Source organism: Neorhizobium alkalisoli, assembly GCF_007829835.1.
Lineage (GTDB): Bacteria > Pseudomonadota > Alphaproteobacteria > Rhizobiales > Rhizobiaceae > Neorhizobium.
Genome location: NZ_VIWP01000001.1, coordinates 52,016 through 63,783, shown reverse-complemented (window position 1 = coordinate 63,783; position 11,768 = coordinate 52,016). Strand labels below are relative to the sequence as shown.

Annotated in this window: 10 protein-coding genes; all 10 read right to left on the bottom strand. The window is 58.4% G+C overall.

Annotated elements, in window-relative coordinates; all coding sequences use genetic code 11:
- Window position 1: 1 nt before the first annotated feature.
- Complete coding sequence (locus FHW37_RS00320; RefSeq protein ID WP_186458095.1) at window positions 2-2,089, bottom strand: GumC family protein; 2,088 nt, start codon at window positions 2,087-2,089, stop codon at window positions 2-4.
- A gap of 73 nt (window positions 2,090-2,162) precedes the next feature.
- On the bottom strand, window positions 2,163-3,326 hold the full coding sequence (locus tag FHW37_RS00315; protein ID WP_145631141.1) for a glycosyltransferase: 1,164 nt from the start codon (window positions 3,324-3,326) through the stop codon (window positions 2,163-2,165).
- A gap of 155 nt (window positions 3,327-3,481) precedes the next feature.
- Entirely contained in the window at window positions 3,482-4,666 is a 1,185-nt protein-coding gene (locus FHW37_RS00310; RefSeq protein WP_145631139.1) for a glycosyltransferase family 4 protein, read from the bottom strand.
- A gap of 279 nt (window positions 4,667-4,945) precedes the next feature.
- On the bottom strand, window positions 4,946-5,716 hold the full coding sequence (rutD, locus tag FHW37_RS00305; protein WP_186458094.1) for a pyrimidine utilization protein D: 771 nt from the start codon (window positions 5,714-5,716) through the stop codon (window positions 4,946-4,948).
- 3 nt (window positions 5,717-5,719) lie between these two features.
- Window positions 5,720-6,106, bottom strand: a complete 387-nt coding sequence (gene rutC, locus FHW37_RS00300) for a pyrimidine utilization protein C (RefSeq protein ID WP_145631137.1) — start codon at window positions 6,104-6,106, stop codon at window positions 5,720-5,722.
- 29 nt (window positions 6,107-6,135) lie between these two features.
- Window positions 6,136-6,867: a pyrimidine utilization protein B gene (gene rutB, locus FHW37_RS00295; protein ID WP_145631135.1), complete on the bottom strand. Its 732-nt coding sequence runs from the start codon at window positions 6,865-6,867 to the stop codon at window positions 6,136-6,138.
- Complete coding sequence (gene rutA, locus FHW37_RS00290) at window positions 6,864-7,955, bottom strand: pyrimidine utilization protein A (RefSeq protein WP_145631131.1); 1,092 nt, start codon at window positions 7,953-7,955, stop codon at window positions 6,864-6,866. Before rutA ends, rutB begins: the two co-directional genes overlap by 4 nt.
- Window positions 7,956-8,170: 215 nt before the next feature.
- The gene (locus tag FHW37_RS00285; RefSeq protein WP_145631129.1) at window positions 8,171-9,829 is read right to left on the bottom strand and encodes a hypothetical protein; all 1,659 of its coding nucleotides are present in this window, start codon (window positions 9,827-9,829) and stop codon (window positions 8,171-8,173) included.
- Window positions 9,826-10,845: a glycosyltransferase family 2 protein gene (locus FHW37_RS00280; RefSeq protein WP_145631127.1), complete on the bottom strand. Its 1,020-nt coding sequence runs from the start codon at window positions 10,843-10,845 to the stop codon at window positions 9,826-9,828. Before FHW37_RS00280 ends, FHW37_RS00285 begins: the two co-directional genes overlap by 4 nt.
- 92 nt (window positions 10,846-10,937) lie before the next feature.
- Complete coding sequence (locus tag FHW37_RS00275) at window positions 10,938-11,762, bottom strand: bifunctional allantoicase/(S)-ureidoglycine aminohydrolase (protein ID WP_145631125.1); 825 nt, start codon at window positions 11,760-11,762, stop codon at window positions 10,938-10,940.
- Between the last annotated feature and the right edge of the window lie 6 nt (window positions 11,763-11,768).

Below are 11,768 nucleotides of genomic sequence, written 5' to 3'. Positions count from 1 at the left end.
TTTACGCGATCCTGCTTCGGCTGAGGGAAACAGTCGGACGCTGCACCTCGGCAGGACGCGCCGCGGTGACGACGATGGCGAGCGGATGCCCGAGCAATCCGCCGGCAAACCCGTCTTCGCGGAACGGCTCGTCGCCATTGGTGCAGATCAGCAGGCCATCGACGAGAGCAGCCAGCGCCGTCGCCTCGTCGCCGAGGCAGGGACCGTCGAGCAGAATCAGATCGTAACCGCGCGCCCATTCGAGAAGAGCCGACATCTTGCGCCGGCTCGCCGTGCCAACGAAAGACATCGGCTGGTGGCCGGAAGGAAGAAGGTGGAAACCTTCGATCGTACCGCTCTGGACGATCGAAGCCGGATCGACACGGTCGTTCAGAATATCGGAAAGCCCGCCTTCGCTGTCGAAAACAAAGGCCTCTTCGAAATCGCCGCGCGCGGACGCGCATTCGATTGCAAGCACCTTCATGCCGGCCCGGGCGGCGGCGCGCGCAAGCGCGATCGTGGTGAAGGTCTTGCCTTGGCCAACCCTTGCCGAGGTGACGAGGATGCGTTTCACATTGTCTCCGAGACCATGCTCCTGCAGCCCGGACAGAAGGTCGTCCAGCGCCAGCTGCATGTCGCGTGCCGCCGAAGCCTTCCAGAGTGCCGAGGGCAGAGACATTGTCGCGCTGTCGAGCAGACTACCGGGCTTGAGGGCGGGCAGTTCGATGATGGCCGGCGGCCGGCGCGGCGCAGTCGGAGCGTTGGACGCGACAAGCGTCTCCGGCTCCTGCGGAGCGAGGGGCACAGACGAAGGTCCGCCGGCAAACTTGTCACGCAGCAAGGCTGCGACTGCTCCAAGGATCAGGCCAAGGACGAGGCCGATGGCGAGGAATGGTACCTTCTTCGGGAAGACCGGCTTCAAAGGCAGTTCGGCAAGGCTGATCAGACGCGTGCTGCCGATCAGCGAGCGGCGCTCGGTTTCGAGCGCGCTGGCGCGCTGGTAGAGTTCGGCATATTGCTGGCGCTTGATCGCCACGCCGCGCACCATGCCTTCGATAGAGGCTTCATTGGAGGCGGCCTTCCCGGCCTCGTCTGTCGCAGTCTTCATCTGCGACTGCAGGGAATTCACCAGGCTGGAAGCCGCGTCAAAATCCTTCTGGGCGCTTTCACTGACCTTGCGGGTCTCAACGGAAAGCTGCTGCTGCAGAGCGTCTAGCGCGTCCTGCTGGACCCTGAGCTGCGGATGCCGCGGTCCGAAAATCGTGGTCGTCGCGGCCAGCTGGCGTCTTGCTGCTGCGATCTGTTGTTTGAGGTCGGCGATGGAGCGATTGTCGAGAACGCTGGTGGCACTGGATGCCCCACCCGACTGGCCTTCCCGGATTTCCTTGAGGCGTGCAGCCGCCTGTGCCTTGTTTTGCTGCGCAGCGGCAAGCTGCTGGCCGATACTTGTCAGCTGCTCGGAGGCGATGGGCGCCGTTGCGCCACGCATCAAACCCTTCTGGCGGCGGTAATCCTCGATCTGCGTATCCTGAGCGCGGATGTCGCTGTCGAGCCTTGCCAGTTCCTGCCACATCCATTTGGCCGCTTCCTCGCGACCGCTCGACATGCCGTCACGTTGGTCGGCAAGGAAGGCGGCGATCAGCGCATTGGCAAGCGACTGGGCGACATCGGGCAGATTGGACTGGTAGGCGATGTTGATGACGCGGGAGCGGCCAGCTGTTCCGATCGAATACAGGCCGCCGACGCGATCGATCAGCTGCGGATCGTCCGACGTCAGCCCATCACAATTCCGACTGCCGGAAAACAGGCTACGGGAGGACCGGCATTCGCGCTTGAGCGCGTCCAGCGCGCTTGGTTGTTCCAGCGCAAGCTTGACCAGTCTCGGAGACCGCAGGATCATCAACTGGCTCTCAAGGTCGGCCGGATCGCCGGCATTCTGGGTGCGCAATGCAGATGGATCCGCAACGCCGGGATCCGGTTCGGCGACGATTACCGTTCCCGTCGCGAGATAACGGACCGGCAGCACCACGAGCGCACCGACTGTGGCAACCAGCACAGCGGCCACGACCAGCACGAACAGGATCTTCTGGCGCCAAAGGCCGGCAAGCATGTCTGCGGCCCTTGGGCTTAAGGGAAGGCTTTTGCTCATGCTTTCGAAGGATCGACTGTCTGCCACAGGCGTCTCACTTTTTTCTTGCTGAGAGCTGCTGCGGCTGCTCGAATTGCGGTCCGACAGCCGGCTTGAAAGCGACCAGCGCCTCCTCGACCGTCGACTTTATTTCCCGGCGAAAACGCTCCGGTGCGAAGCGCGATGCATGGGTGCGGCAGGTCTCTGCCGAAAATTCCGTCTCGGTTTCGATGAAGGCCCGCACCGTCGCTGCGATCCGATCGGGCTCCGGCGCATCGAAAAAGAGGCCTGTCTTCTTCTCGATGACGGTCTCCAGCGAGCCGCCCTTGCGAAGCGCCAGGACCGGCGTCCCTTCCGACTGCGCTTCGACGGGAACGATGCCGAAATCCTCTTCGGCGGCAAAAACGAAGGCACGCGCCGAGGCCATCAGGCTACGCAGCTCGTCATCCTTGACGAAGCCGGCAAAGGTGACGTTCGGGCCGGCGATCGACTTCAGATGCGCGGCCTGCGGCCCGTGGCCGGCAACGATCAGCTTCTGGTCCGGAAGCTTTTCAAAGGCGCGAACGATCGCCTCGATATTCTTGTAGGGCACGAGCCGGCTTGCCGCGAGGAAATGCGACCGGTTGGCGGGCTTTATGTCACGTGTCGAAAGCTGGACCGGCGGATAGATGACCTTCGCCGCCCGACCATAAACCTTGCGGATACGGCGCGAGATGAAATGCGAGTTGGCAACGATGACATCCGGCCCATTGGCCGTGCGCGTGTCCCAGAGCCGCATCTTGTGCAGGATATAGCGCATCAGCATGCTTTTGACGCCACGCGTATTGCCCGTCTCGGCCAGATAGGTGTGCTGCAGATCCCAGGCATAACGCATCGGCGAATGCACATAGGCGATATGGATCTGGTTCGGCCCGGTGAGGACGCCCTTGGCAACCGCATAGCTGCTGGAAATAACGAGATCATATTCCGACAGATCGAGCTGCTCGATGGCGATCGGCATCAATGGAAGAAACGCACGGTGCCAGCGGCGGACGAAGGGCAAACGCTGAAGGAAACTCGTTTTGGTTTCCCGGATGCCGACCTTGGCGCGATCCTCGGGCGTCAGGAAATCGAACAGGGCATAGATATCGGCTTCCGGATAGCAATGGATTATCTCCTTGAGGACGCGCTCCGCGCCCCCGACCACATAGAGCCAATCATGTACTATCGCGACGCGCATTCGCCGGTCCTCACTTACGTGCCGGAACAGATCCATATAGACCTGTCAGGTGTTATGTTTGTTAACAAAGTAGTAAATTTCATTTACTTAGTTAACACCTGCAGCCTCAGGCCAAACTTCCGGATACCGAGAAACTTGGCTTGGCCATCTTGAATTTATACAACCTTAACCATTCCTGGACCTGTACTTCTGGTACTGGCTTTCTTCTCGCGATCGACCTGCTCGACCAGCGCTACATACTGGGTTGCGATCGCATCCCATCGGTAGCCGAGCGCCGTTTCGTAAGCGCCTTTTGCAAGTTGCTTGAGGCCTTCCTTGTCCTGAAAGGCCTGGGCAAGCTTGGCGGCGACATCGTTCGGGTCTCGCTCGATGGAAAAGCCGTTATGGCCATCCACCAGATAATCCTCGATGCCGCCGACGCGGGTGGCGAAGACAGGGACCGCACAGGCCATGGCCTCCATGCAGACCAGTGAGAAGGTCTCGTAGGCCGTCGGCAGGACGAAGGCATCGGCTGCCGGATAGATGCTTTCAAGCCCGCGCTGCTCGCCAGCAAAGACAACCCGGCCACGCAGCTGACTTACCATACGCTTATAGCGGCCTTCATCGCCGGCCCCGACGACCAGAAGCCAGTATTCCGGTCCGAGCCGCTCCATCGCGCCGATGATATGGGCAAGGCCCTTGCGATCGAATTCATGCCCGACGAACAGAAGCAGCTGCGCATCCGGCGGAATTCCAAAACGCGCCCGGGCCGTACGGCGCGCAGCCTGATCCGGCTTGAAGCGCTCGACGTCGATACCGTTGGGAATGACCTGGATACGATCGGCAGGCACGTTGTAATGATGCTTGAGTTCGCCAGCGACACGCGGCGAGACCGCGACATAGCGGCGATATCGCAGGCCACCAATCATGAAATGATCGCGTAGCGAAACCCATAGATGCAGCGGATTGAACCGCCACATCCATTCGCCGGCCCGACGCTTCTCATGCAGGTTCTCGATATTCACGGCATGAACGACGAGAATGTCGCCCGCCAGCGTATCGCCATGGCTGATTGCAACCGCGTTTCGATAGTGCCGAAGCGTGAAAGTGGCAACGAAGGTAAACAGTGGAACGACCAGCAGGCGACCGATATACCGCAAAGGTCCCCGCGTCGGGATCGAAGACGTGAAGGGTATGACCAGGCGTACGTTCTTGGCATCTGGCGCTGCCGCAGAGCGAGAGGTCAGAACTAGATTGGAAATACCCAGGCGCTCGAATGCACGGGCCAGCTCCCACGATACGTTCTCAGCTCCACCGACAGTACTAAACTCTTGGATAATCTGCACAATTTCCAGGGGCATGGAGCTTGTCTCTACATTTGGCGAAGCCGCAGAAACGCGGCGTCTGTTTGAAGCGATCCTCATGACTGCTCCTTTGCGTTTCACCCTGACACACGAAATTTAAGAGATTCCATCCAGACAAGGTTGTATTTTAGTAAATATGCATTTTTTAACAATGGCAGGAATTTTCTTAACCTTCCGTGTCAGACCGGACGCAGAAAAGCATCCCCCCGGAAATCGAGGAGATTTCCAGGGGGAGGATTTTGGACGAATACCGGATTGGTGAAATGTCGATTGACGCTACGGCGCCAGGAAAGCCATCATTGCGCGGTTAAAGCCGGCAGGGTCGACCACATTCACTGCATGGGCGCCAAATTCCATCAGGCAGAGTTCGGCATTCGGCATCTGTCCGGCAAGCATTACCGAGCGCGTGAAGGGAACCAGAAGATCATCCTTCGTCGCGACCAGAAGCGTCGGATGGGTGATCTCAGACAAGCGTGCCTCGATATCAAAAGCGCGCAGCGCGGCGATGCGCCGCAAGATATTCTGCTCGCCCTGGAAATGGGCCGCTGCATGGGCTTCCTCGGCATCCATCCGGGCCGCATTTTCCGACATCCACACAGCCGGATACAGGAAAAGCGGCTGTGCCTTGACGAAAGCCGGAACGCCGGACTTTTTCAGAAGCTCGATGCGAACGTCGAAACACCGACCGGAATGCGGATCGGCCTTGCCCCAGGCATTGATGAGAACCAGATTTTCGATGAGTTCCGGTCGACGGGCCGCGAGATCGAGGCCAATCAACCCGCCTAGCGCATGCCCCATCAGGCTGAAACTCTCGATGCCGAGTTCTTCCGCAAGTGCGATGACATCATCGGCCATCGCAGCGATACCGCCATTCTCGGGAACTTCGCCTGGCGACCGCCCCGTGCCGAACTGATCATAGGTGACGACACGGAAACGACGGGAAAGCGCCTCGATCTGCGGCGCCCAATAGGCATGACTGCCGCCGAGACCCGATGACAGGATGATGGTCGGGGCGTCGGACGCCCCGTGAACCTGATGATACAGCACGGACTATTTGCCGATATGTGCGACGGTAGCGATCTCGACCAGCGCATCCGGCTTGACCAGACCGCACTGGATGCAATAACGCGCCGGCTTGTCGCCCGGGAAATATTCGGCATAGACCTTGTTGACTGCCTGGTAATTGGCCCAGTCGGTGATGAAGATGTGGTTCATCGTGACATCTTCCATCGTGCCGCCGGCCGTCTCGATGACCGACTTGATGACTTCGAGCACATGCCTTGTTTGAGCGCCGGCATCACCGACATGAACGACATCGTTGTTCTTGTCGAACGGCAGCGTGCCGGAAACATAAACGACACCATCGGCAAGTGTGCCGGGCGAATAAGGGGCGATCGGCTTCTGTGTGCCTTCGGGAACGATAATGGACTTGGGCATTCGGTTTCCTCTCCTTGATAAAACGATGCTCAGGCCGCCGGAGCCGCCTGGCTGATCACGCCACAGAAATCATTGACGGTCGCGACCCAGCCGAAGAATTTTTCCACATTGTAGACGGTCGCCTGCTGGATGAAGTCAGGCCCCAGATGATGGGTCGCATCCTCCAGCATCACGCCGAAATATTCGAGGTGGAAGGCATCGCGCAGCGAGCTTTCAACGCAGACATTGGTGGCGATGCCGACAAACACCAGATTGCGGATACCGCGGGCGCGCAGGACGCTGTCCATATTGGTATTGAAGAACCCGCTATAACGCGTCTTAGGGACCAGAATGTCGCCCGGCTGCGGCTGCAACTCGTCGACAATCGCATAGTCCCAGCCACCCTTGGCGAGAAGCTGGCCCTGAAGCTCGGGATTGGCCCGCATATGCTTCAGCGCATTCGACTTGTGCCAATTGGGCGAGCCGGGGCCACCGGCCTCGATATAATCCTTGTCCCAGCCGTTCTGGAAATAGATCACCTGTACGCCATTGGCGCGGGCCGTCTCCAGCGTCTTCTTGATATTGGCGATCGTGCCCTTGGCGCCGGAAATGTCGAACCCGGCAAGATCGACATAACCGCCCTCGGTCGAATAGGCATTCTGCATGTCGACCACGACGATGGCGGTTTCCGATGGCTTGAGCGTGATCGGCTCCGGACGGGCCGGAAGCGTGACGCTTTCCGACTTGCCAACCGGCATCTGGTATCCTGCGACAGTGCTCATTCGGCGGCCTCCAGAAGCGGCAGGACATGCTGCCGGCATTTCATCAATGGTTGGATATATTTGCCGAACTTTTCGACACCTTCAACAAAGTCGTCGAAGGTCAGCATGGCGCCGCCGGTGCCGGGTACTTCGGACATTTCGTCCAGCATGGCCGCCACTTCCTCATAGGAGCCGATCAGCGTGCCCATGTTGATATTGACCGCCGAAACCGGGTTGGACATGTGGCGGACATTGGTATCGGCGCCGGATTTGGTATCGACCGCGCTCTGCAACCCGAGCCACTTGATCGCATCCTGGTCGGCGCCGGCCTTGTAATGCTCCCATTTCGCCCAGGCATCCTCGGATTTTTCCTCGGCAATGATCATCGTCAGCACGAAGGAACGAACGTCGCGTCCTGTCTTTTCGGTTGCGGCCAGCAGGCGCTCATTGGTCTTTGCGAAAGCGGTCGGCGTGTTGACACCGACACCGAAGCAAAAGCTGTAATCCGCGAACTTGGCAGAAAATGCCATTCCCTTGTCGGAAGAGCCGGCGCAGATCATCTTGACCGGACCTTCCGGCACCGGCTTCATCTGGCAATCCTCCATTTGGAAGAACTGGCCCTTAAAATCCGACTGACCGAAAGTGAGCAGCTCCTTCAGCACCGTCGTGTATTCATCGAGATACTGGTAGCGATCGCCGAAATAATCGTCGCCCGGCCACAGCCCCATCTGACTATATTCGGGGCGCTGCCAGCCTGTGATGAGATTGACGCCGAAACGGCCACCGGAAATGCTGTCGATCGTGGTTGCCATGCGCGCGACGATGGCCGGCGGCATGACCAGCGTCGCGGCCGTGCCGAACAGTTTTATCTTCGAGGTGACGGCGGCAAGACCGGCCATCAGCGTGAAAGATTCGAGATTGTAATCCCAAAATTCCGTCTTGCCGCCGAAACCGCGCAGCTTGATCATCGAGAGCGCGAAATCAAAGCCGTATTTTTCGGCCTTGAGGGTAATTTCCTTGTTGAGCTCGAAGCTCGGCTTGTATTGCGGTGCGTTCTCCGAAAGCAGCCACCCATTGTTCCCAATCGGGATGAAAACTCCGATTTCCATATCCTGATCCCTTCAATGCTGCACATTTGACAGGCGTGCGCTGAATGGATCGACGCAAGCGTCGTGCCAGATGATGTATCTTATATATATCAGATACTTAGAGAAGTTTGGTCGAGCGAAATTTATCGCCTGATAAAATTTTGACCATTTGATAAATTTATTTCGAGCACATCTGCTCAAGTCTTGATCTTCGTCAAAGCACGATCTGGCGCCTTTTAATGAGAAGCATCATGATCAATCCGATAAAGGCGGGCGAAGCCTTCGTCTGCGACGATATGGACCGTGTCGAATGTCGGCATGGGATAAGAGGAGCTTTCCATATCGGCATTCAAAAGCAGGATATAATCGAACCGGTTTTTCCAGTCGGCCATGTAAGGAAGATAGTCAGCGACATCCATATCGAGCAATCGGCTTGGAACAGGTGCACCTTCCGGTACGGAAATAGCGCGCCACGGTTCACGCACCCGCAATGGCTGCTTGCCTGCGGCGGTAAACAGATATGGCATGAACGCATCCCGCTCCAGACTTGCAAGCGCAGGATAATGCAGGAAGCTCGGGAACATGCCGCCGACCGACCGGCCGACTGGCATCTTCTGAAACTCAGCCGTATCGAGTGAAGTTTGCGCTGGCAATATGGCTGCACCCGGCTCTACGTGATCAAGGACCCTCTCGACGGAGGCGACATCCGCAGACCGCTGCAGCCAGACATATTCGATGAAGGCGGTGCGAGAGGCGACGACGAGAAAAACGACCGGCAAGATGATGAGCTGCAGCCGTCCCCTCACATCCGGCCGAAGACCAGCAGCAGCCGCAAGGGCCATCATGCAGGGCAAACGGACGTCGATACCGCCGGTGTCAAAGACCTGAGTCGGCATGACCAGGGATAGCAGGCCCAAAACGATCGAAGCGAGGATGAGGCCCCAATGGAGGCGCATGAGATTTCGCCGGATGGTTTCGCGAACCACAACGAGCAGCAGCAACAGGTAGATCATGTCGATGCGAATGTCATAAGTCCTGAAATACGTCAGCAGCATCATGAAAGAGCGGATGAGGGACGGATTGTCCCAATACATGCTTTCGAACAGGGAGACGTTTTTCTGGCCGGGCAATGAGGGGCCAAACAACAGGAATATGACCAGGGGAAGAAAGACCGGAGCGACGGCGACCAAAACCCGCAAGACCGCGGCGAAAAACATCTTTCGCTGCCGTAAGGGCGCAATCGATGGTCCGAACGCGAGCGCGGCAAGCAGGGCTGTGTAAAACAGCAAACCAAAGGGGTGAGCAACGAGCAGGATGGCGGACAGGACTGCGCGCACGCCAAAAACGAGCGCCGGATTTCTCGATTTCAGATGCTCGTCGGCATAAGCGAAGATCAGCGCGAGCCCGAGACTGATCGAGAAGCTGAGGAAGCCGAAAAGGAAGACTGAATTCCAGGCGAGAACAAAACAAAGAACCTGCCACCAATGGAAGCCGCCGAAAAGCTTGCGGTTGAGCAGCGCAACGCCAAGCGAAGGCAGCAGCAAGGCAAGACCAAGCATCAGCGGTCCGATAATGCCAATACCTGCCACCTTGCCGAGCACAAACGCCATCAGATCGATGGCGATATTTGTCCAGGCGACGTTCCAGTCGATCTGGTAAAAATCGGCCATATGTGGCCGGTTGATGCCACCGGTCAGAAGCCATAACCGGACATAATGGTTGGCATAGTCGGTCATCGGCGGGAAACGTACCGATAGCACCGGTATGAGCGAGATAAGCGCCGCGAGAACGATAAAAGCGACAGCCCGCAGGCTTTCGCGCCGGCAATCGGCTTGATTCGGGGCAACGAGGTTCGCCTGCTCGTCTTCGGTCAAGTCCGACTTCACTGCGTTCATGGGGCGGATGCACTCTTTTCAGGGCGGTGGCGTTTCTCCAGCGACGCCTGAAGACCGTGCACATCGTCTATGCGACCTGCAGCCGCTTGCTGCTGCCGAATTTCCCCAATCGTGAACAAGGGGCGGCCTTTGATCTCCTGCACGACGCGGCCGAGATATTCGCCAAACACGCCCATGACGAAAAGCTGTGTGCCAGAGAAAAACGAGATCGTGGCCACCGAGCTTGCCCACCCCGGAACGACATTGCCGGCTGCCCATTGGACGATGGCGTAGAGAAGGATGGAAAACGCAAACATCGACGATAGGAGACCGAGCCAGACCGCGGCACGAAGTGGTTTGGTCGAAAAGCTCGTCACAGCATCAAGCGCTAGCGCAACCATCTTGCGCAGTGGATATTTTGTCGTGCCGGCATAACGTGCGTCCCGCGCATAAGGAAAGGCAACCTGCCGTCCACCGATCCAGCTGACCATGCCGCGAATGAAACGATGGCGTTCCGGCATGCTGTTCAGAATATCGACGACCTGCCGTGTCATCAGCCGGAAATCGCCGGTATCCTCCGGGATCGGAACGGAGGAAAGCCGATTGAGGAGCCGGTAAAAGGATGACGCGGTGAAGCGTTTGAATGGCGTTTCGCCCATGCGCGCAATGCGCTTGCCATAGACGACGTCATGCCCCTGATCGAGGACATTCACCATGGCCGGCAGCAGTTCCGGGGGATCCTGCAGATCCGCGTCGATCAGCAGGACGCGCTCGCCTCGCGTCATCGATAATCCGGCGGTCACCGCCAGCTGGTGGCCGTGATTGCGGAAGAGCCGGACACCGACGAAGCGGGGATCGCCATCCGTCAGTTTCTCGATGATCGACCAGGTGCTGTCGGACGATCCGTCGTCAACGACAATGATCTCATAATCGCTGGTGACGGCAGCGCAGGCTCTCGCCATCCGCCCGGAAAATTCCTCCAGGACGGCTTCTTCGTTAAAGCAGGGAACGACAACCGAGAGAGCGCACTTGTTCATGCGGAAAAGATCATCTTTTCCGCTTAAAATTGGCTTACCGTCGAAAAGAAAACGCGAGATCGACGATCTCGCGCCGATTTCTTTGAGGTGACTTAAAGCGATAGCGCCGGGTGCCGGTTCACATCCTTATAGAGGAGGTAACGGAAACGGCCGGGGCCGCCCGCATAACAGGCCTGCGGGCAAAAGGCGCGCAGCCACATGTAGTCGCCGGCCTCGACTTCGACCCAGTCCTGATTGAGGCGATAAACGGCCTTGCCCTCCAGCACATAGAGCCCGTGCTCCATAATGTGGGTTTCCATGAAAGGGATCACCGCACCCGGCTGCAGCGTGACGATGTTGAAATGCATGTCGTGGCGGATGTCGTTGTGGTCGACGAAACGCGTCGTGCCCCATTTGCCATCCGTATCCGGCATGGCTGCGAACTCGACCTCGTCCTCATGAGAGAAGATGGCCGGCGGCTTTTCGATGCCATCGACGACCTGATAGATTTTCCGCACCCAGTGGAAGCGCACGGCCGCACCGCTGCTGTTCCAGACCTGCCAGGCGGAGCCAGCCGGAATATAGGCAAAGGAGCCAGGCCGCAGCGCATGCGGCTTGCCGTCCAGCTCGATCACCATCTCGCCCTCGACCACGAAGATTGCCGCCTGCGCCCTTGCATCCGGTTCCGGTCGGGCACTGCCGCCGCCGGGCTGCACGTCCATGATATATTGCGAAAACGTTTCGGCAAAACCGGACAGCGGCCGCGAGATGATCCAGGCACGCGACTTTTCCCAGTGCGGAAGGAGGCTGGTGACGATATCGCTCATCACCGAGCCGGGAATGACCGCATAGGACGTCGTGAAGACGGCCTTGCTGGAAAGAAGATTGGTCTGGGGCGGCAGACCGCCGAGATTGGAAAAGTAGCTGTTATTCGACATGCGAAA